Origin of the sequence: Thiomicrospira sp. S5 (assembly GCF_003991075.1) — a bacterium.
Taxonomy (GTDB): domain Bacteria; phylum Pseudomonadota; class Gammaproteobacteria; order Thiomicrospirales; family Thiomicrospiraceae; genus Hydrogenovibrio; species Hydrogenovibrio thermophilus.
In genome coordinates this window covers 1041156-1060644 of sequence record NZ_CP014470.1, presented here as the reverse complement: position 1 = coordinate 1060644, position 19489 = coordinate 1041156, and the positions used below count along the sequence as shown (strand labels likewise).

The window sequence follows — 19489 nt, the reverse complement described above, 5'->3', positions numbered from 1 at the left end:
GTGAATCCCCATCCAAAAAACGACCAGGCCTGGTCAAAAATGACCCTATCGAAAAGCGGTTCATCCCGATAGGAAAGCTTGGAACAAAATGCGGTAAAGCACCATTCCAAGATGGCTGGTATACAGTCCTATACGGAGGCTGTAAATAAAAAAGGCCCCATCATGAAGATGGAGCCTTGAAAGGTTAGTCACGGTTCACCCTAAATCCGACTGTCGGTACGGATGAACCAACCTCTTGACGTTACTCGAAGTTTTCACCTAAATCACCGCCGGTCATCTCTCGGTAAATATGACTGGCGTTGTTTCGATGGGTCTGCTCGAAGACCGGGCGGTCTTGGTACATCGACTGGTCGATTTCCAAAGCGTCCTCTTCCACACCATCCCGGTCGATGATTTTCTGCACTTCGGTTTGCATATAGGTCAAATAATCATACGTATCGCGTTTGATGGTCGCCATATCGGTCGGCGCACCGTGCCCCGGAATCACTTTGACATCGTTGGGCATCGCGGCCATCATCCGGTCGAAGGACTCCACCCAATGCAAGGTGTTGGTGTAGGAGAACAATGCCAGCATCCGGCTGTTATAAGCCAAATCCCCGGTAAGCAACAGTTTTCGACTCGGCACATACACCAATGTCGACCCCGGCGTGTGCCCCGGCCCGAAGTTCAGCACTTCAACGGTTTCTCCGCCGCCGACATCCACGGTCAGCTTATCTTCAAAGGTGGTGAATTGGTCCGACACATCACGTGCCGAATGGGTGATTTCCCTTCCCACACGAGTGGACCAATGTTCTTTGATATGGGCAAATCCTTTATGGAAATCGTCATTGGCGCGTTTGTGCGAATACAGGTTCTTCACGCCCACATCCACCCAATAACTCGCTCCGAGGTAAGCATGTCCCTGGCTGTTTTCCACGGCCACCCATTTCACCGGCTTGTCGGTATAGGAGCGGATCATTTTATGGAAGGCCGCGGCCACCGCAGGGTTCGGTCCGGCATTGAACACAAAGACGCCGTCTTTAAAAATCATAAAGGTCAGATTGTTGTTCAACCCGTAATTAGATGGATTATGCCAAATCAGACTGCCGACCACGGTATACACTCCGTCCATGACTTTCACCGGCTTCGGCAAATGCACCGTCGGACCGATGTAACCGGCCTTGCGTTCAGTTTTGACCACTTCTTGTGCATAGCCGCTATAAGTGGCGTCTCCGCCCATTTCCTTGGCATAGGTTTCAAACCCCATCACATAAGGGTCTCCCGTCTTATCGCCCGCCGCAAGCGCCGCACAGGACATAAAACCGGACGACAAAATCAACGTTGATAACAGGTGTCGCATAATATTTTCCTTTCAAATACGTTCAATCAATTCACTCTTAAAAATCCGTTTCACTCAGGCTTTCTGCACCGAACCGTCCACCGGTTTGGAAAAAAAGGTGGAACGAATCAACCCCCAACTGAAGCGTTCGGAATGATTCCATGGCATCAGCGACATAAAACGCGCCAGGAAGCAATAGTCGAAAAACACCATCGCGGAGGTGCCCAAAATAATGAGGTAATACAGGAAGAACAACGGCGGATACAACGCGACCAGCAACAGTACCAGATAGGCCAAACGCACTTGCACGGGGAAGGCTTTTACATCCGGAGTACGGGCATAGAAATGCACCACCTGTATCACGTTGAAGACAATCGCCGCCTCAATGCCATAAGGCACACCCGCCACACCGGCAATCAACAGCGCATCCGTAATGGCCCAATACCACCAAATCAAATCCATCTTTAAAGTCATTTTCGCTCCTTGAGGTTTATTGTGAGAGCTTTGCACGAGTGGGGCGCGAGCAAAGCTCTCATTGTAAAAATATGTTCATCGAACTGACGCCATCATTCCGCCGCCAAAGCCCGCCAAGCCGCCTCGGTCAGCTCGTCGAAATGCGTCATCAACGGCGTGGTCAAAACACCATCCAGGTACAGTTGAATCAATCGTAGGACGCTACCATACGCAATGGACGATGCCACCATCACATCCATTTGTCGCAATACACCGGTTTCCTGTCCTTCCAGAATGACGTCCCGTAATGTCATAAAAGGTTTCGCCGAGCAGATGGGTTTCACCGACGGCATGAATTCCTTGTGGCGCGCATACAAAATAAACTGCTCCACATCCGGATAGGCTTCCGCAAAACGCAACATCCACTCCACCAAGGCGAAATAACGCGCTTTAACCGTTTGGTGCCGCGCCAAAATATCGGCCTGCTCCGCTTCAATGGTCGCCAGCAAATGGTGCATCAACTCCGTGGCCAACGCCTCTTTATCTTTAAAGGCATGGTAAATCGACCCGGTGCTGACACCGGAATGCTCCACCAGGTCCGGAATCGAGGTATTGAAAAACCCCTTTTCCACGAACAACGTCAATGCACTTTGCAAAATGCGTTTCTTGGATGCACTGATATCGGAAGCATCGAAAAAATTCGCCATACATTCCCCCGTAAATTAATTTAGAATGATTATTCTAGAATATTCATTCTAATACCAATCAAAAAAACTGATTGGGGTAATAAAGAAGCCTGAATTTTGGTTTCAAAAACAGCAAAAACCTTACAAAACAAGAGGTTTAAAAATAGACTTAATGCAAGAAAAGGGTTTTATTGTATGTACATTTACCTATAATGAATTTTGACCTTTTCATTGAAATGTGAAAAAACCATGGAGGCTTTGATTCAAGTGTGACGCTAGTCTTTCCATAACCGATTGATTCTTAGCGCATTTCACTTATCATTAAAATTTATACACCCATAAATATAAATATTTTCTAATTCCATAAACCACGTTGAATATTTAAGATTGCCGCAAAGCCATAACTTAGGCTTATATAAGATAAAAGATATTAATATCGAGGAATAGCAAGATGGATTTAATCAGCTTATATCCAACCTGGTACGAACCAATCGTCGGTTCGGGCTGGGTGGTTGCGCTTATCGCAACCTTTCATGTGTTGGCCTCCCACACTTCCGTGGGGGCCGCACTTCTCTTTGCCTACCTGTCTCACAAAGCCTACAAAGAAGACCGTGAAGACTTGCTGGATTTCATCAAGAAATACGGCCTTTTCCTATTGGTCTTCACCTATGTGGCCGGTTCCATAACCGGTCCGGGCATCTGGTATTCGACCACCGTCGCCAGCCCGAACGGGATCGGCGCGCTGATTCACTCCTTCGTATGGAAATGGGCCACCGAATGGGTCTTCTTCGTCATCGAAGTGGTGGGCGTATATATGATTGTGTATCTGGTCGGCAAAGTGGATAAGAAAACCCACATGAAGATTTCGCTGATTTTCGGGATTGCCTCTCTGGCCACCATGGTCATCATCGTCGGGATTCTGTCATTCATGATGGTTCCGGGGAAAGAGATGTGGTTTGAAGAAGGCGGTTACCTGAACGGTTTCTACGGCACCAACACCTTTGCCCAACTGGGCATGCGTATGGCGTTCATGTTCACCATGACCGCGGTGGTCGGCGGAATCATCATCTCCGGCATCAAAGACCCGGCCTTCAAAAAGGAAATGGCGCGTAAATTGGGTTGGCTGGGGATTATCTCCACCTTGATCGGTGCGGCCATGTTCCAATGGTATATGACTTCCGTTCCAGGCCAGGCGATTCTGGTCATGGAAAACCGTTTGCCGGATTACTTCCAGGCCAGCATCATGGCGGTCTTGGCAGGTACCCTGGCCTATTTCATCATCACCATGCTACGTCCTCAAGTATTGGTTCAAGGCTTTGCCGGTGCCATGGCGGTCATCATTCTGGTGGCCGGTCTGTGGCCGGAGGAAACCGCACGTGAATCCATGCGTAAACCATGGGTCGCCGGTCAATACGTTTACTCCAACCAGGTCGTTGGACGCGACGTCCCGGGTATGGACATCAAATCGCAACTGCCGACCATCGAAAAAGTCGGTATCCTCAAGGCGCACCCTTTTACGCCTGAACACCTGAAAGAAGTCAATAACGGCAATATGATCCAAGCCGGTGAATTCATCGCCATGACCTATTGTTCAAACTGTCACTCGCCAAGTGAAAGCGGCATTCGTCCGTTGCACCGTTACTTCCCGGACGGCATCACGCAAGCACGTATGGAAGAGTATGTACGGGGTGTCCTCACCACCGGCAACATCGCTTACATGCCGAAAATGCCGATGCTGGAATCGGAAGTCAAAGCCTTGTCGGCCTTCTTGGTCATGAACAAGGAAGGCGGACAAGCCGCCGTCACTGCGGCGATTGACAAAGAAATTTCAGACCGTGACCGTGCGTTGGCCATTAAACACGCCGACGACAAAGTTGCACGTCTGACCGTTGAACAGGAGGGCAAATAATGGATGCTGCTCAAGTTGCTCAGGTTACTGAGATGATGTATGCCCTGCGTAACCCCGCAGGGATTCCAACCTATCCGATTGTTTTCATTGCGTTAGGGGTATTGACCTTCGCCATGCACATTTTCTTTGTGCAGTTGATGTTGGGCACCTCTTTGATTACGCTCATCGGCGCTTTCAGCCAGAACGCTTACTGGCGTCGCCTGGGAGCGGCCATGCTGGAAATCGCCAAGGTGTCCGTTTCGGTCGCCATTGTAATCGGGGTCGCCCCGTTGCTGTTCGTGCAGGTCACCTATGATCCGCACTGGTACACGTCCAACGTGCTGTCCGCCGATTGGGTGATTTCCTTTATCGTCCTTCTGATTCTGGCGTATTGGGCGATGTACTTCTATTACTTCCGCAACAACAAAGAAAAAGACAAAACTCTTCAGCCGAAATCACGCTGGTCGATGGTTGTCAGCTTGGCGTTGATGTTGGTCGTCGGTTTCATCATGCACAGTTTGACCAAACAAATGTTGCACCCTGAACTGTGGCAAGAATGGTATATGCAGAACGGTACCCTGGACTATTCCGGTTCCCAACTGCATGCCTTTAGCCCTTGGCGCTTTGCGTTCTTCATCAGCTTGGCGATTCCGGTTGCCGGTGCGATGTTGGTCACCTACCGTCGCTTTAAGTCGGTGCGTGAAGATGCCGATCACGACTACTTGAACTGGGCGGCGAGCGTCGGCAAAAAATGGATGCTGGCCGGTTCGGTGATTTCAACCGTGCTGTACATCGGCTGGATGATGACCTTACCGGAAACCGCCGGCAATTTCGCCACGTCCTTCTGGGGTATCCTCGGTGGCGCCGCGGTTCTGTTCTACGGTGTTTGGGGCTTGATTCGTCTCAGAGGCGAAGCTCGCATCTGCAGCTACATGGCCTTGCCAATGGGCCTAGTGGTCGGTTTGGTTGTCGCCATCTCACGTGAAGTGTTGCGTTACGACATTCTGAACGGGTTCTTCAACTACAGTTTCTTCGACTACAAAGTGATTACAGACTGGTATTCCACCGGCTTGTTCTTCCTGACCTTTGCGATTGTCGGCGGTAGCGTCTTGGCTTACTTCCTGACCATCGCTTGGAAAGCCGGGCAAACCGTCGGCGTTTACACGCCGGGCGAAACCGTCAATAAGATGGGCACCATCGCAATTTGGATCATGACCCTGTGGATGGTCCAGTTCTTTGCGGTTGGCTTCTATATCTGGTCACTGTAAGGAGAAGACAATGAAAAAACAATTATTAACCGTCTCATTCTGTGCCCTCACCCTGGCCGGAACGCACGCTGCGCAAGCGGATGTTAAAACACCAACGGCCTCCGGCCAGGCCATGGCTTGGCAATGTGCGCCTTGTCACGGCACCAACGGGCAAGAGCTGCAAGAAGCCATGCCACCGTTGGCGGGCATGTCGGTCGAACAATTCACCGAAGCGATGATTGCTTATCGTGAAGGCACTCGCCCGGCGGTCATTATGGACCGAGTCGCGCGCGGCTTCACCGATGAGGAAATCAAAGCCATGGCGGAATGGTTCGTCAAACAACCGATGAAGCCTTGGGAAGAAACCAGTTTAAAAGAGTCGTTGGCGGCACAGAAAGCCGGTTCGACAGGAGGTCAAGAATGAGCCAATTAGAAAACATGACTTTCGATCGTAAAATCACACGTCGCGATCTGATCAAAGTGTTCGGTGCCGCGGCTGTGGCCGGGACCGGCATTTTCGGCGCGAGCAATAAAGCCTTCGCCAAATCTGCACCGCACGTTGTGGTGCTGGGCGGCGGTGTCGGTGGGTCCACTTTTTCAAAGTACCTGCGATTTGCCGATCCAGACGTCAAAATCACCATCATTGAACAGTATCCGGAATACATCACCTGCTTGCGAAGCAACGACGTCATCGTCGGTATGCACACTTTGGATGATTTGACGTTCAACCTGAACACCATCAAGTCGAAATACAACGTGAATGTGGTCATCGACAAAGTCGTCGGTGCCGACTTCGACAAGAAAACCGTGCGCACCGAAAAAGGCCACAGCTTCCAATACGACAAACTGGTGGTCTCACCAGGTATCGACTTCAAGTTTGAAGATTACGAAGGCTATAACGCCGAGCTGGCCGCGGGCGATTTCCCGCACGCCTACAAAGCCGGCCCGCAAACCTTGAAGCTGCGCGATCAATTGTTCGGCATGCGTAAAGGCGGCGTCGCTATTATCGCACCACCGCAAAACCCGTTCCGTTGCCCGCCTGGGCCTTATGAACGCGCGTCCTTCTTTGCGGAGCACTTCAAGAACTTCAACCCGACGGCCAAGCTGATCGTGTTGGACCCGAAAGAACGCTTCACCAAAGACGTACCGTTCAAGAAAGCTTGGGAACGCCTCTACGGTTATAAAACCGATAACGCCCTTCTGGAATGGGTATCGGGTTCCGATGGCGGTAAAGTCGTTGGGCTGGACGCCAAAAACAAAACAGTCCTCACCGAATTCGGCGAGTACAAAGCGGATGTCATCAACATTATCCCGAACCAACGTGCCGGTAAACTGGCGCAAAAACTCGGTTTGACGGATCGTTCCGGCTGGTGCCCGATTGACCGTAACTCGTTCGAATCCACGATTCACAAAGAAGTTTACGTTCTGGGCGACAGTAGCATTGCCGATGCGATGCCGAAATCCGGTTACTCCGCCAACTCGCAGGCCAAAGTCTGTGCGCAAGCGGTGGCCGATACGTTGAAAGGGAATCAACTGCAAAAAGCCATTTACTCCAACGTCTGTTACAGCTTGGCTGGCCAGAACTACGGGGTATCGATTGCCGCCATCTACGAGGTGCGTGACGGTTTGATTCAGCCAAAAGGCAAATCGGCCGGTGTTTCGCCGATTACCGACAAACCGGCTCAGCCGATTCTCGAAGCCGTTTATCAAAAGAACTGGCAACGTGAATTTGTGAAAGACGTATTCTCTTGATAAAGGTGTGAGGTAATGACAATGTTAAAACGAACTTTAATTTCCGCCTGCACGGCCGCCTTTATCGGACTCAGCGGTGCGGCGTTAGCCGGTGGTCACGGTGAAAAGCCAGAGGCCAACCCTTGGACCAACTTCGCGTTGCAGAACACGCTCAACAAAATGCCGGCCGGCGATGCCGCCAACGGCAAAGAATTGAGCGACCAATGGATGTGTGCCGCCTGTCACGGCGAAACGGGCAAGTCCCCTTCCCGTAACTACGCGTCCATCAACGGGATGCCGAAAGAATACACCATCAAGATGATGTTGGATTATCGCGATGGGCGTCGTTGGGAAAACTACAAACAAGCCAATATTATGGTCAAACTGGCGCAAAGCATGAACGATCAGGAAATAGCCGATTTGGCGGCTTTCTATGCCGAGCAACCGCTAACCAACTGGACAGACAGCACCGATATTGACCCTAAAATTGACCGTTTGGTACGTAAAGGCGACGTCAATCGTATGATTACGCCTTGTGCGTCCTGCCACGGTGTGCACGGTGAAGGCCACGGTGTCGTACCGTCCTTGGCCGGTCAGGTACCGGAGTACTTTGTCCGCACCATGAAAGCCTATCAGGACGGCCAACGCCATAACGACGTCAACCAAGGGATGTCACAATTCACTCACGACCTGACCGACGAAGAAATTCAAGGTCTGGCGGATTACTACGCAGCCATGCCGGCTGTTAAGGAGTAATATTATGAATGGCATTAAAGCAATTATCTGGGGCTTGATCCTGACCTTTGGTTCAGTCGCTCTGATGTGGTGGCTGAGTACCATCACCGTCGTCGCGGTTTAAGCCCAACCCACTCTCCTCAGCCGACCTCCCTTTTCAGGATGAAAATGGGAGGTTTTTTTATTTCTGGGCCACGCACATTAATGGCCCGACACCCCCTCTTCAAGTTTCGTCCTGCGTCTGAACGCGTTACAATAAATGCTTTCAAATTAAACGCGAACCGATCCATGCCATCCCTTTCATCGTCCAACCCTTCGGCCTCCAATCTGTCACCGATGTTCTTAATCGTGGTCGTCGCCATGATCGGCATGCTTGCGCCCTTCACCATCGACACTTATCTGCCCTCTTTCCCGGCCATTGAAGCCGAGCTGTCCGCGAATCGGGATTTACTCTCGCAAACGCTGGCCATTTACCTCATCAGTTTCGCCTTGGCGACGCTGTTCTGGGGGCCGATGGCCGACCGTTGGGGACGCAAACCGATTATTCTCATCAGCTTGGTTGGGTATTTGGCCGCGTCCATTCTCAGCGCGCTGGCGCAGAACATTGAAACGCTGTTGTTGGGTCGCGCCCTGCAGGGCACCATGTTGGCGGGCAGCCTGGTCGCGAGCCGCGCCATGTTGCGCGATTTCTTTCAGGGCGACGAAGCGCAAAAGGCCATGGCGTTGATGATGATGCTGTTCACCGCGGCCCCGGCATTGGCCCCGATTATCGGCGGTTGGTTGGAAATGCATCTGGGCTGGCGCTCGGTGTTTTATTTTCTGGCGATTTACAGCGTCATCATCATTATGCTGTTTTCCCTGCGGGTGAAAGAGTCCCAATCCCCCGAACACGTGCAATCCATTCACCCGCTTCGCATCCTCAAAGGCTACTGGCAAAGTCTGGTGCATCCGCAGTTTTTGCGGCTGGTGGCGGCACAAGGGTTTATTATCGGCGGGTTCTTTATCTATGTGGCCGGTGCCGCCAGCGTGGTGTTCGACCACCTGAAACTCGGTGAACAGGATTTCTGGATACTGTTTGTGCCGGTGGTGTCCGGCGTGCTGGTCGGTTCCATTCTGATTCACCGTCTCACCCACCGGTTCAAAGCCACCACCTTAATCAATGTCGCTTTCACGCTGGCGAGTTTGGCGGTCATCATCAATCTCATCTTTGAAAGCTTCTTGCCGGTACAGGCCTGGCTGGTCATTGCGCCGCTGGTACTCTATTCGTTTGCGTTTGCCATGGCGAACCCCGGCCTCAGTTTGGTGGCTTTGGATTGCTTGCCAAGCCAACGCGGTTTGGCCAGTTCGGTGCAAAGTCTCTTTCAAATGGGGATGGCGGGATTAGTCGCCGCGCTGGTGGTGCCGTATGTGCAGCACAGTCTTCAATGGATGGCGATATCGCAAGCGATACTGGTGATGCTGGCGCTGTTGCTCTGGCTGAGTGTGCGCCGTCAGATTCAAACCACGGCCTGAGCGGCGTCGTACATTGTCAGAAACAAAAACCGCCCAGGCCTGGTGAAAATAAAGATTGTGAATAATAAGACTTAACGCTGATTGACGACCAAAGTGCGCGCCAAAATATCGTGCAAGCCTTGTTTTCGGGCGGTGAAGGCAATCATCAGGAAACCGATCATCAACAAAATCGCCGACAGGTATTTTCCGAAAAAGCGCCCGGTGGCGCGTAGAAACGAAATACGCTGACCGTCGTAATCGGTGACCTTAATGCCCAACGCCATTTTACCCAACGTGCCTTGCTTCGATGACGACTCCATCAACGCAAAATACCCCCAGGTAATCAGAATCGACCCCAAATCCACCGTGTTGTCGTATTTCTCCATCGGCACTTCCTGATTCAAGTCCACCAAGCCCATCAAGGCCAAGGCAAAACCGATGATAACAAACACAAACGAAATCACCACAAAGTCGATGATATACGCCGCCAAACGTTTCCAGAAACCGGCGTACCGGACTGGCGCTTCCGCAGCCGCTTCCGGTTCGGTCACGGGCGTGGTTTCATTTTCCACAATGGGTTGAATGTCTTCCTGCTTCTTATCCATACTGCGTCCTTTCCTAGGGTTTGAAATCTGTGTTTGAATTTAGGTTTGAAATTTGGGTTTAAAGCTTCCGTCTTCTAAAAGGCAATCAGCGCCGCGCCGTTATCTTTCAGCCACTGTTTGTGGGTCTCGAAATCCGGGCAATGGCGCGCCACCAGCGCCCAGTAATCGGCAGAATGATTCGGATGAATCAAATGACACAACTCATGTTGAATCACATAATCCACCACCGCTTTCGGCGCCATTGCCAGCCGCCAGTTGAACTGCACTCGCCCGTCGGTGTAGCAACTGCCCCAACGGGATTTGTAATTGCGGATGGTCACTTCGGTGGGCTGCACCCCGATTTGCTCGGCAAACATCTGCAAGCGCGGTTCCAGATAAGTTTGCAGTTGCTCGCTGAAAAACTGCACCACTTTTTTACGCTGCGTGGCTTGCGGGTCTTTCAAAGCGCGGGCGGTTTTCATATACGCCATCAAATGCGCGCCGTCCAGCGCCACCGACAGGGTTTTCACCGGGGTATGATGATCTTCTTTGAACAGGATTTTTTCGCCGAATAGCAACAGCTCGTGGCCGTTTTTCAACAGCAGGCGTTTCGGCATTTCCGCCTGATGTTGGCGGATTTGCTGCAACAACCAATCCCGCTCGTTTTCAATCAGGGATTCGATTGTCGCATCGGAAAATTGTTTCGGCACCATCAGGGCGATGCGGTCGGGTTCGACTTTCAGGGCAATCGAACCGCGGCGGGTGGTTTTGACCACCTCGATTGTTTCAGTATCCAGTTGTAATGTTTGCACTCGGCTGAACCATCTTTGATTGCAATGCGACAAATTGTACTGCAAAAACCGTCGATGCTCGACAATTTACCGATGAAGCCACCGCAAGTCATGAGAATCCCGTAAAATATTCCCATGACCACGACACCTGACATCGAAAAGACCACCGAAACACCGTTTGAATGCCACTTTACGCTGGCGCAGGAACAATCGCTTCTGGACGCCTTGCAAACGCATTTACCGGACGGCGTGACCTTTTCCAATCAAGCCTTAAAACGTTTTTGCCAACAAGGCGCGGTCTGGGTGGCCGAGCTTTATAAGGCGGCTGGAACCAACGCGGATGCCAACAGCGAAAACCCAAAATTAACCCGACCTGGCCGAATCCGCCGTGCCAAAAAAGTTCTGCCGGCCGGCAGTGAGGTGTCGTTTTACTACAATCCGGCGGTATTGAACAGCGAGATTCCCTCGCCAGTATTGATCGCGGACGAACAAGCATACAGCGTTTGGTACAAACCCAAAGGCGTGCTGTCGCAAGGTTCGAAATGGGGCGACCACACCACTTTGTACCGCTGGGTGGAAAGCGAATACCGTTTCGAGCAACCGCCGCACCAACGCCCCTGTTGGCCGATTCACCGTCTCGACAAAGCCACCGACGGCCTCATGCTGTTGGCGCACAATAAGAAAACCGCCCAACAACTCGCTCAACGCTTTGAACGCACAAATGCCGATGACGAGCCGAATGAGCCGCGACAACCGCACATTCGTAAAATCTACCAGGCCTGGGTAAAAGGGGAATTTCCGCCAGACACCTTAACATTGGATGCGCCGATTGACGGTAAAGCTGCGCGCAGTCATGCCACGCGGCTGGCCTATAATGCCGAACGGCATCAAAGTCGGGTGGAAGTGAGCATCGACACCGGCCGCAAACACCAGATTCGCATTCATCTGGCACAAGCCGGTTTTCCGATTATCGGCGACCGTCTGCATGGCGAAGCCGACGAAAACGCGCCGGACTTGCAACTCACCGCCGTGCGCTTAACGCTGCTTTCCGAAAGCGGTGAGATGGAACGGGATTACCGCTTGCCGGATGCACTCAATACGCTGATGACTTAAAACGTCCGATTAAACGCCGACCTGAGCAAATCATTATTCTTTAACCTTTTCCGCCTCGCGACTCAGTTCTTCATGCGACTCCTTGGCCGCTTCCTTTTGATACTCTTTCTGATAGGCGCGTTCTTCCGCCGTCGAACAACCGTTCAACACAAACATCGCCCCCAACACTAAACTCAACCAAGCTAATTTCATCGCCTTCTCCTTTCCGGCTCGCCGTCGCGAAAACGTCATAATATTTGCAGATTCCCGACGCTTTCGGCGTGTATCCTAATTTCGATTGTTCCAACCCAAAAATTTCATAAATTTGCGCCAATATCGCGCAGAAACTTGGTTTCACAAGGAAATTTTCGAAGAAATGTCGTATCCACGATTACGACCGACTGAGAAAATATTTCTTGTGGAATCCAGTAGCAAGCTAGATGGTGTCTAATTTATGAATTTTTCGGGTTAAAATAGAAACATTCATTCGGGTCAAATATACCCGATAAAACCACACATGCAAAGGAGCTTTCATGTCGGACAACGCCTCGTCTTCGTCACCGCCCCAAGCCTCAATCGAACCGCGCAACACCTTGGCGGTGTCCATTTCCGGCTCCGGCGGCACCGGCGCCGTCACCGTCGGGTTGATTCTGCTGGACGCGGTGGCCAAGGCGGGCTTTTACGGCGTGATGAACCGCTCCTTCGGTCCACAGATTCGCGGCGGGGAATCGGCCGTGATGTTGCATTTTTCCGACCGTCCCATCGAAACCCTTGCCGAATATTCTCACCTGCATCTGGCATTGGATTGGTTAAAGTTCGAACGTTTCCACGATGAAATCCCGCTGACCTCGGACAGTCTGGTGATTTACGACAACAGCCGCGAAAAACCGCCAGGCCTGGTGGAAAACACCGGTGCCACCTTGATTGGCGTCGCCTTGCAAGAAGCGGTGCGTAACCTCAAAGGTAGCCGCATCAACATGTTCGCGCTCGGCATTCTCGCCCAGCAAATCGGCCTGTCGTTGGACACCGTGGAAGCCGCCCTGCGCAAAACCCTCGGCAAAAAAGGCGACGAGGTTGTCCAGCAATCGCTGGAAGCCGTCAAAATCGGTACCACGCTGGTGGCGGAAACACCCTATTGTCGTCTGCCGGATTGGACGCCCACCGACACGCCGCGCTGGAACATCAGCGGCAACGAAGCCTGCGGACTGGGCGCCCTGCGCGGCGGCTTGAAACTGGCCGCGGCTTATCCGATCACCCCCGCCACCGATATTGTCGAATACCTCGCGCCCCGCATCGAACAACTGGGCGGCAATGTGTTGATTGCCGAAGACGAACTCGCCGCCATGAACATGGTCATCGGCGGTTCTTTCGGCGGTTTGCCGAGCATGACCGCCACCTCCGGCCCCGGCTTTGCCTTGATGACCGAAGCCATGGGCCTGGCCATTGCCAGCGAAACGCCCGCGTTGGTGGTCACGGTGATGCGCGGCGGGCCGTCCACCGGCATTCCCACCAAATCCGAACAAACCGATTTGAACCAAGTGCTGTACGCCTTCCACGGCGAAGCGCCGCACGTGGTGGTCGCGCCGTTGAACGTGCAGGAAATGGTGCCGATTTCGCAATGGTCGCTCGGTCTGGCCGAAGCCCTGCAAACGCTGGTGGTGGAAGTCACCGATCAGCATTTGGGACAATGCCGTGCCATTATCGACCCGGTGCCGCCGCAAGATTTCGGGTTACAACGCAAAACCGCCACACCGCAGGAAGGCGCTTACCGTCGATACCAACTGACCGAAGATGCCATTTCACCAATTGCCTGGCCGGGCATGCCGGACACCCAATACACCGCCGATGGTTTGGAGCACACCGAAGTCGGCGTGCCGTCGTCGATGGCTTCCGACCATTCGGAACAACTGGCGAAACGCGCCCGCAAAATCGCCGAGTTCGATTACGGCGACCGATGGGCCAGCCTCGACCTGCCGCCGAAAACCAAAACCGTCGTCATCACCTGGGGTTCCAGTTATGAAGCGGTGCGCGTGGCAGTCGACAACCTGAATGCCGACGGCGCCAACATCGGCTTGCTGGCGTTGCGCCTGTTGATGCCGCTGCAAACCGACGCCTTGCAAAAACACCTCAAAGGCAAACAGGTCATCGTCATCGAACAAAACGCCAGCGGCCAGTTGTATCATTATCTGCTGTCGCAAAGTGCGATTCCGGTCAAAGCCGTTTCCATCGCCGAAGCCGGGCCGATTCTGTTCAATCCCGCCCGTGTCGAACACCACCTGACCGCCTGTCTGGAGAATAGCCAATGAGCACCGACGCCTTGAACCACGTGGAAGTCAGAGCCACACAAAATGCCGCCGAATCGGATAATCCCGCTAAGCCTGCCAGACCGGCCAAACCCAATGATTATATGTCCGACATTCACCCGGTTTGGTGTCCGGGCTGCGGTCACTTTTTCATCCTGCGCGCCTTGACCAAAGCCCTGGCCTGGTTGAATTTGCCGAAAGAGAAAATCGGGCTGGTGTCCGGCATCGGGTGTTCCTCTCGTTTGCCCGCCTACTTGGATGTGTACGGATTCCACGGCGTCCACGGACGTGCTCTGGCGGTGGCCAGCGGCTTGAAGCTGAATCGTCCGGATTTGACCGTGTTGGTCGCCGGCGGCGACGGTGACGGCTACTCCATCGGCGGCAACCACTTCATTCACGCCTGCCGCCGCAATATGGACATGACCTACATCGTCATGGACAACGAAGTTTACGGCATGACCAAAGGCCAACCGTCGCCCACCACCGCGCCGGACTGGCACAGCAAACTCGCCCCGCACGGCACCGGCATCCGCTCCTTCAACCCATTGGGCATTGCACTGGCCTCCGGCGCCAGCTTTATCGCCCGCGGTTTTTCAGGCGACCCGAACGGCTTGAGCAAACTGATTGTCGAAGGCATTCAGCACAAAGGCTTTTCGTTGATTGAAGTGAAAAGCCCCTGCGTGACCTTCCGCCCCGAAGAAAAGGAATGGCAGAAAACCATGCGCCCGTTGAATGTCGAACCCACGTCCGACGTCATCGAAGCCGCCAAAGCCATTCACGGCAGCGACGGCTTCGATACCGGCATTTTCTATCAAGCCGATTTGCCGATTTACCCGGACGGTGACAGCACGGTCAAAACTGGGCAAACCGAACAAGCCACCTCCGAAGCATTGGCCGACGACCAGGCGCAAACCATCCTGAACCGTATTGAAGAGGGCCATTTGGTATGAACGCACTGCACACCAAAACCCAGCCACGTCCACACCTGAAAACCAGCCACAAAAACCTGGCCTGGGTGCTGGCCGCCGTCAATGAGATGATTGAAGAATCCATGTACCATTGCCAAACCTTCGGCCACACCTTGCAGGCGCATCACAACCCGAGCGCCGCGCGAATTTTCGATTCCATGCTGCCGCATTTCGAATCCGAACAATCCTTCCTGCTGGACAAACTGCCCAAGGTGCAACTGCCGAGCATTCCGCCTTGGGAAATTCCGCATCAGGAATACGAACACCCCGCCATGCGTCTGTTTCAAGCCCATTACCTGATGACCGAAGCCGAGGCCTGGAAACTCATGGGCGAAATGATTCAGGTACACACCTGTTTTTACAACCAGCTTTTGGAAGAACTGCAACAGGACGAAATCCGTGAACTGCTGCAATCCCTGCAAAAGCACTGCCAAATCTGCCGGGAAATGTGCAAACAGCAAAGCCTCACCATCGAACCGCATCCCGAGGATTTGGACCCGCCGAATATCCAAGGATGAAGGTTAGAAAGACTCGAAAGGATAACCCATGCTGTCCACCTGGTTTCAGAAACTCACCCAAAGAATCCTGCACCCGTCTTTAAGCTGGGTGCTGCCGGTCAAAGGCGTGTATTTCTATGAAACCGACGCCGTGGAAAATCATGGCTTGCTGACGCCGGGCGCCGCCGTCACCCTCAAACCGGAACCCGACAACGAATTCGACCGCCATGCCGTGCAAATCTGGCTGAACGATTCACCAAACTCGCCACCTCACGCTTCCCCTTATTCGCCCTGCTTGCTCGGTTACATTCCGCGCAGCCATTCGCGCCGCATCGCCTGGCTGTTGCAACACGCCCAACTCAACACCGCGGAAATCGAATCCGCTTATCGGCAATATCACCGGCTGTATATTTACGTCCGCCTGCGGTTTGACGTTCGCTGGTGGCAAGCCGTGCAATATTGGATTCGATAACTCACACCGCCACCCGCTTCGCGAAACAGTTGCCCGCCCTGCCGAGTTTTGTCACAATGGGCGTTCACATCTTTAACACAGCGAATCACACAAGCCTATGACAACCGACACCAATCTGGAAACCCTCGCCCAACAACTCGATGCCTCCGGCGACTATCAAGTCCTGCGCCGTTTTCAAGCCGTTTCCCAATACCAGGCACCGCAAGGCGACGATTATCATAAAGTCTGTATCATCGACACCGAAACCACCGGGTTGGACACCTCGGTGTGCGAAATCATCGAACTGGGTTATCAGGTGGTGGAATTCGATTCGCAAGGCCATTTCTATCGCGTATTACTCGCCAAAAACTTCCTCAACGAGCCGGAAGGCGAAATCACGCCCGAAGTCACCCAAGTGACCGGCCTGACCCTGGAAGACGTGCAAGGCCACCGCATTCCGTGGGAAGAAGTCGAAGCCGATCTGGCGGGCGTGCAACTCTGCGTGGCGCATAACGCTTCTTTCGACCGCCCGGTGGTGGAACGTTATAACGATTTGTTTGTCGAAAAGGTGTGGGGCTGCTCCGCCAGCCAGGTGGACTGGTTTCACCTCGCCAAAGTCAGCTCGCGCAGTCAGGAATTTTTATGCTGGAAAGTCGGGCAGTTTTTCTACGGCGCGCACCGCGCCTTGGACGACGTGCAAGCTCTTACCCATTTGCTGAGTTTCCCGATTTCCGAATCGCAACTGCCCGCCTTCCACTTCCTGCTGGCCTCCGTGCGTCAGCAAAAAGTGCTCATCAAAGCCACCGGCGCGCCGTTTGATTTGAAAGATGCGTTACGTCAACGCGGCTACCGCTGGCAAGTCTCGGAACGCGTCTGGCAAAAAATCTTCGACGCCAGCCAACAGCAAGACGAAATTGCTTGGCTGATTGAAAACAACACCCCCAATCCGGACGTCATTAAAATCAAAGCCACCGATACCTTTTCAGTGCGCGCGCAATAAGCTAAATACAAAAAACGCCCAGGCCTGGGCGCAAAAAACGCCCAGGCCTGGGCGTTTCGAAAAGAGAGTGTCAAACGTGCGCATCTCATCGGCTTTGAGAAAACATGGCTGAATTGTCGGGCATTATCAATAGCCGTCATTCAAAAAAATTCTCAGTGCCACCCGTGTGCAGGATATTGGCTAAATGTTGTTTATTACGCGTTATATCGGCTAGCGAATAGCCATCCAACACATTCAAAAATGCTTCCATCGCTTCATTGACGGCGTTTTTCAATAAGCACACTTCTTTAATACAACAGGCAGGCGCATCACAATTAATGGGTTTTAGCGTGGCTTCAAAGCACCGAACAACCGTTCCCACCATAATCGAAGAAGGCGCTCGGCATAAGAAAATCCCCCCTCCTTTGCCTTTCACCGTGCTGATATATTGCTCCTGACCAAGGCGATGCACCACCTTTACCAAATGATTTTTAGGAATATCAAACTTGTCGGCAATACTTTTGATCTGTATTTTTTCGGTTTGATCTTCCTGGAGCGCTAGAAAAATCAATACTCGTAAAGCGTAATCAGTATGTTTTGTGAGCTGCATAAAATGTATCTATTATATATCTTATAGACATAACCCCTACTCTTGACTTAAGATGTATTTCAAATACACCTTAAAAGGAGACATAGGATGTCTGAACTGGTTACATTGGATTATAACCAAAAAAAGCAAGCACGGACGGCGCATAATATTTTCAACCTGAATATTATTTTGGTTCATTTATTCGGGGTCGTTATTCTGTTTGAGCTCCACCTGATTCACTGGTTTTGGCTCATTCCCTTTCTATCAATCAGCATTATGCTATTCCAATACCACCATTGGAAAAAATTGTTTTCCAATCACAAAGCCCACTGGTATGTGGTGTCTAACTGGGGATTAGCCGTCAAACATAACCGAATCGTATTCATCGCTTACTTGGTTTGCGGCAGCATTTTTTTGGCTGGCTATACCGTCACCAACTCGTTGGCCAACGATCCTAATATGGGAAAAATCGGCATGATGGTTTTTTTATATTTATCCGGGAACCTGATGTTAATCAGCTTGGTCGTGACATTTGTATTGAGTAGTGGTGCGGTTTGGCATACCAACAAAGGCGAAGTCACGCGTGCGCTTGAAAAAATTCGAGTCCGTTTAAACACCCAAACCAACTCATAACACAACACGAAAACACACCAAATCATACTATGAAAAAACTAATCCGAACATTTCCCACGCTTTTCGGTATCGAGCAAACCGCGTCAAGCCACCACGAAAAACTGATTTCAGCCGTCGGCAGTTTCATCGCCATTTTGATGATCATCACCATCAGTGAACAACTGCTTGGCAAAGATCATATGTGGTTAATCGTGCCCTCATTGGGTGCCTCGGCCGTTTTATTATTTGCCGTTCCGCATGGTCAGCTATCTCAACCCTGGCCTTTATTCGGCGGCCATTTAATTTCAGCCTTTATCGGGGTGACATTCGGGTTGCTCGTTCCGGATCAAGCCATTTCAATAAGCCTGGCCGTCGGCTTTTCCGTCTTGGCCATGTATTATCTCAAATGCATTCATCCGCCTGGAGGGGCCACGGCTTTAAGTGCCGTTCTCGCCAGCCAAAGTGCTTATTCAACGGGTTATGAGTTTATGTTAATCCCCGTTTTGTTGAATACACTCGTTATCTTTTTAGTCGCCGTCTGGTTCAACTGGTTTTTTAAATGGCGGCGTTATCCCGCTTTTTTAAGCCAAAGCCAGCCAGCACCTAAAGCCAAAATGAAAGATGATTTTGATCACGACGACTTTATTGATGCCTTAAAAGAAATTGATTCCTTTGTGGACATTAATGAATACGACTTAAGAAGAATACTGAAACTGGTCAACAACAGCCATCAAATGCACCCGCTTCGGCTCCAAGACCTGAAAATAGGGCATTATTACAGCAATGGGAAACCTGGCAAAGAATGGTCCATCAGACAAATCACGGATGAAGATCCGGCGAAAGGTTTGATATTTTTTAAACAAATCGTTGGTCAAGACACTACACCCAATCACTCTCTGACCGAAAAAGAATTTCTAAAATGGTCAAAATACGAAATCGTCAATGAAAATGGATTATGGCGGCGCAAACTATCCATTTGTTCTAAAGACTGACGCGAGGATAAGCTTTTATTCTCCTTTATTGAAAATTTGACCGAATTCGCTTTTAAAAAGGCACCTTTGGTTTTCAGGTGCC

Annotated in this window: 21 protein-coding genes; 14 read left to right on the top strand and 7 right to left on the bottom strand. The window is 51.7% G+C overall.

The annotated features are described in order from the left end of the window. Positions 1-241: 241 nt before the first annotated feature. The 3 genes from AYJ59_RS04795 to AYJ59_RS04785 all read right to left on the bottom strand — a co-directional run bounded on the left by AYJ59_RS04795 (position 242) and on the right by AYJ59_RS04785 (position 2478). Positions 242-1339, bottom strand: a complete 1098-nt coding sequence (locus AYJ59_RS04795) for an MBL fold metallo-hydrolase (RefSeq protein ID WP_127119401.1) — start codon at positions 1337-1339, stop codon at positions 242-244. Between the two features lie 54 nt (positions 1340-1393). Next, positions 1394-1792 (bottom strand): hypothetical protein, encoded by a 399-nt coding sequence (locus AYJ59_RS04790; protein ID WP_127119400.1) that lies wholly within the window; start codon positions 1790-1792, stop codon positions 1394-1396. 92 nt (positions 1793-1884) lie between these two features. Next, positions 1885-2478, bottom strand: coding sequence for a TetR/AcrR family transcriptional regulator (locus tag AYJ59_RS04785; RefSeq protein ID WP_127119399.1), 594 nt, complete (start codon positions 2476-2478; stop codon positions 1885-1887). Between the two features lie 430 nt (positions 2479-2908). Here AYJ59_RS04785 and AYJ59_RS04780 point away from each other — a divergent pair, with 430 nt between their 5' ends. The 6 genes from AYJ59_RS04780 (at position 2909) to AYJ59_RS04755 (ending at position 9570) form a co-directional block, all read left to right on the top strand. Beyond that, positions 2909-4366 carry a cytochrome c gene (locus AYJ59_RS04780; RefSeq protein ID WP_127119398.1) on the top strand — a complete coding sequence of 486 codons (1458 nt, stop codon included), beginning with the start codon at positions 2909-2911 and terminating at the stop codon, positions 4364-4366. Continuing rightward, a complete protein-coding gene (locus tag AYJ59_RS04775) occupies positions 4366-5613 on the top strand; it encodes a hypothetical protein (RefSeq protein ID WP_127119397.1) in 1248 nt (415 codons plus the stop codon). Before AYJ59_RS04780 ends, AYJ59_RS04775 begins: the two co-directional genes overlap by 1 nt. A 10-nt stretch (positions 5614-5623) precedes the next feature. Beyond that, positions 5624-6016, top strand: coding sequence for a c-type cytochrome (locus AYJ59_RS04770; RefSeq protein WP_127119396.1), 393 nt, complete (start codon positions 5624-5626; stop codon positions 6014-6016). Beyond that, entirely contained in the window at positions 6013-7344 is a 1332-nt protein-coding gene (locus AYJ59_RS04765; protein ID WP_127119395.1) for an NAD(P)/FAD-dependent oxidoreductase, read from the top strand. The genes AYJ59_RS04770 and AYJ59_RS04765 overlap by 4 nt, the downstream gene beginning before the upstream one ends. 15 nt (positions 7345-7359) lie before the next feature. Next, positions 7360-8079, top strand: coding sequence for a c-type cytochrome (locus AYJ59_RS04760; protein WP_206197901.1), 720 nt, complete (start codon positions 7360-7362; stop codon positions 8077-8079). A 267-nt stretch (positions 8080-8346) separates the two neighbouring features. Then, a complete protein-coding gene (locus AYJ59_RS04755; protein WP_164730735.1) occupies positions 8347-9570 on the top strand; it encodes a multidrug effflux MFS transporter in 1224 nt (407 codons plus the stop codon). Positions 9571-9641: 71 nt separating this feature from the next. Here the strand turns inward: AYJ59_RS04755 and AYJ59_RS04750 are convergent, their stop codons facing one another. Then, complete coding sequence (locus AYJ59_RS04750; RefSeq protein WP_127119393.1) at positions 9642-10154, bottom strand: RDD family protein; 513 nt, start codon at positions 10152-10154, stop codon at positions 9642-9644. Positions 10155-10228: 74 nt separating this feature from the next. Next, the gene (locus AYJ59_RS04745) at positions 10229-10945 is read right to left on the bottom strand and encodes a M48 family metallopeptidase (RefSeq protein WP_127119392.1); all 717 of its coding nucleotides are present in this window, start codon (positions 10943-10945) and stop codon (positions 10229-10231) included. Positions 10946-11059: 114 nt separating this feature from the next. Between AYJ59_RS04745 and AYJ59_RS04740 the strand changes: the two genes are divergently transcribed. Further along, positions 11060-12037 carry an RluA family pseudouridine synthase gene (locus tag AYJ59_RS04740; protein ID WP_127119391.1) on the top strand — a complete coding sequence of 326 codons (978 nt, stop codon included), beginning with the start codon at positions 11060-11062 and terminating at the stop codon, positions 12035-12037. Positions 12038-12070: 33 nt separating this feature from the next. Here AYJ59_RS04740 and AYJ59_RS12935 read toward each other — a convergent pair whose 3' ends face one another. Continuing rightward, on the bottom strand, positions 12071-12229 hold the full coding sequence (locus tag AYJ59_RS12935; RefSeq protein WP_164730734.1) for a hypothetical protein: 159 nt from the start codon (positions 12227-12229) through the stop codon (positions 12071-12073). A 320-nt stretch (positions 12230-12549) separates the two neighbouring features. Here AYJ59_RS12935 and AYJ59_RS04735 point away from each other — a divergent pair, with 320 nt between their 5' ends. From AYJ59_RS04735 to AYJ59_RS04715, 5 genes are all read left to right on the top strand, one after another. Then, positions 12550-14322, top strand: a complete 1773-nt coding sequence (locus AYJ59_RS04735; protein ID WP_127119390.1) for a 2-oxoacid:acceptor oxidoreductase subunit alpha — start codon at positions 12550-12552, stop codon at positions 14320-14322. Next, entirely contained in the window at positions 14319-15269 is a 951-nt protein-coding gene (locus tag AYJ59_RS04730; RefSeq protein ID WP_127119389.1) for a 2-oxoacid:ferredoxin oxidoreductase subunit beta, read from the top strand. Before AYJ59_RS04735 ends, AYJ59_RS04730 begins: the two co-directional genes overlap by 4 nt. Then, the gene (locus AYJ59_RS04725) at positions 15266-15805 is read left to right on the top strand and encodes a hypothetical protein (RefSeq protein ID WP_127119388.1); all 540 of its coding nucleotides are present in this window, start codon (positions 15266-15268) and stop codon (positions 15803-15805) included. The genes AYJ59_RS04730 and AYJ59_RS04725 overlap by 4 nt, the downstream gene beginning before the upstream one ends. Positions 15806-15833: 28 nt before the next feature. Next, on the top strand, positions 15834-16256 hold the full coding sequence (locus tag AYJ59_RS04720) for an HIRAN domain-containing protein (RefSeq protein ID WP_127119387.1): 423 nt from the start codon (positions 15834-15836) through the stop codon (positions 16254-16256). A gap of 97 nt (positions 16257-16353) precedes the next feature. Continuing rightward, positions 16354-17235 carry a 3'-5' exonuclease gene (locus AYJ59_RS04715; protein ID WP_127119386.1) on the top strand — a complete coding sequence of 294 codons (882 nt, stop codon included), beginning with the start codon at positions 16354-16356 and terminating at the stop codon, positions 17233-17235. A gap of 136 nt (positions 17236-17371) precedes the next feature. On the opposite strand, the gene AYJ59_RS04710 is transcribed toward AYJ59_RS04715, so the two are convergent. Further along, entirely contained in the window at positions 17372-17824 is a 453-nt protein-coding gene (locus AYJ59_RS04710; RefSeq protein ID WP_029938628.1) for an RrF2 family transcriptional regulator, read from the bottom strand. Positions 17825-17911: 87 nt separating this feature from the next. On the opposite strand from AYJ59_RS04710, the gene AYJ59_RS04705 reads away from it, so the two are divergent. Further along, a complete protein-coding gene (locus tag AYJ59_RS04705; RefSeq protein ID WP_127119385.1) occupies positions 17912-18436 on the top strand; it encodes a hypothetical protein in 525 nt (174 codons plus the stop codon). A 29-nt stretch (positions 18437-18465) separates the two neighbouring features. Next, positions 18466-19407 carry an HPP family protein gene (locus tag AYJ59_RS04700; protein WP_127119384.1) on the top strand — a complete coding sequence of 314 codons (942 nt, stop codon included), beginning with the start codon at positions 18466-18468 and terminating at the stop codon, positions 19405-19407. Positions 19408-19489: the final 82 nt, after the last annotated feature.

Excerpts from the sequence above, each read along its gene's own strand:
- AYJ59_RS04795 (WP_127119401.1), bottom strand. The coding sequence starts at position 1,339 with ATGCGACACCTGTTATCAACGTTGATTTTGTCGTCCGGTTTTATGTCC.
- AYJ59_RS04790 (WP_127119400.1), bottom strand. The coding sequence starts at position 1,792 with ATGACTTTAAAGATGGATTTGATTTGGTGGTATTGGGCCATTACGGAT.
- AYJ59_RS04785 (WP_127119399.1), bottom strand. The coding sequence starts at position 2,478 with ATGGCGAATTTTTTCGATGCTTCCGATATCAGTGCATCCAAGAAACGC.
- AYJ59_RS04780 (WP_127119398.1), top strand. The coding sequence starts at position 2,909 with ATGGATTTAATCAGCTTATATCCAACCTGGTACGAACCAATCGTCGGT.
- AYJ59_RS04775 (WP_127119397.1), top strand. The coding sequence starts at position 4,366 with ATGGATGCTGCTCAAGTTGCTCAGGTTACTGAGATGATGTATGCCCTG.
- AYJ59_RS04770 (WP_127119396.1), top strand. The coding sequence starts at position 5,624 with ATGAAAAAACAATTATTAACCGTCTCATTCTGTGCCCTCACCCTGGCC.
- AYJ59_RS04765 (WP_127119395.1), top strand. The coding sequence starts at position 6,013 with ATGAGCCAATTAGAAAACATGACTTTCGATCGTAAAATCACACGTCGC.
- AYJ59_RS04760 (WP_206197901.1), top strand. The coding sequence starts at position 7,360 with ATGACAATGTTAAAACGAACTTTAATTTCCGCCTGCACGGCCGCCTTT.
- AYJ59_RS04755 (WP_164730735.1), top strand. The coding sequence starts at position 8,347 with ATGCCATCCCTTTCATCGTCCAACCCTTCGGCCTCCAATCTGTCACCG.
- AYJ59_RS04750 (WP_127119393.1), bottom strand. The coding sequence starts at position 10,154 with ATGGATAAGAAGCAGGAAGACATTCAACCCATTGTGGAAAATGAAACC.
- AYJ59_RS04740 (WP_127119391.1), top strand. The coding sequence starts at position 11,060 with ATGACCACGACACCTGACATCGAAAAGACCACCGAAACACCGTTTGAA.
- AYJ59_RS12935 (WP_164730734.1), bottom strand. The coding sequence starts at position 12,229 with ATGAAATTAGCTTGGTTGAGTTTAGTGTTGGGGGCGATGTTTGTGTTG.
- AYJ59_RS04735 (WP_127119390.1), top strand. The coding sequence starts at position 12,550 with ATGTCGGACAACGCCTCGTCTTCGTCACCGCCCCAAGCCTCAATCGAA.
- AYJ59_RS04730 (WP_127119389.1), top strand. The coding sequence starts at position 14,319 with ATGAGCACCGACGCCTTGAACCACGTGGAAGTCAGAGCCACACAAAAT.
- AYJ59_RS04725 (WP_127119388.1), top strand. The coding sequence starts at position 15,266 with ATGAACGCACTGCACACCAAAACCCAGCCACGTCCACACCTGAAAACC.
- AYJ59_RS04720 (WP_127119387.1), top strand. The coding sequence starts at position 15,834 with ATGCTGTCCACCTGGTTTCAGAAACTCACCCAAAGAATCCTGCACCCG.
- AYJ59_RS04715 (WP_127119386.1), top strand. The coding sequence starts at position 16,354 with ATGACAACCGACACCAATCTGGAAACCCTCGCCCAACAACTCGATGCC.
- AYJ59_RS04710 (WP_029938628.1), bottom strand. The coding sequence starts at position 17,824 with ATGCAGCTCACAAAACATACTGATTACGCTTTACGAGTATTGATTTTT.
- AYJ59_RS04705 (WP_127119385.1), top strand. The coding sequence starts at position 17,912 with ATGTCTGAACTGGTTACATTGGATTATAACCAAAAAAAGCAAGCACGG.
- AYJ59_RS04700 (WP_127119384.1), top strand. The coding sequence starts at position 18,466 with ATGAAAAAACTAATCCGAACATTTCCCACGCTTTTCGGTATCGAGCAA.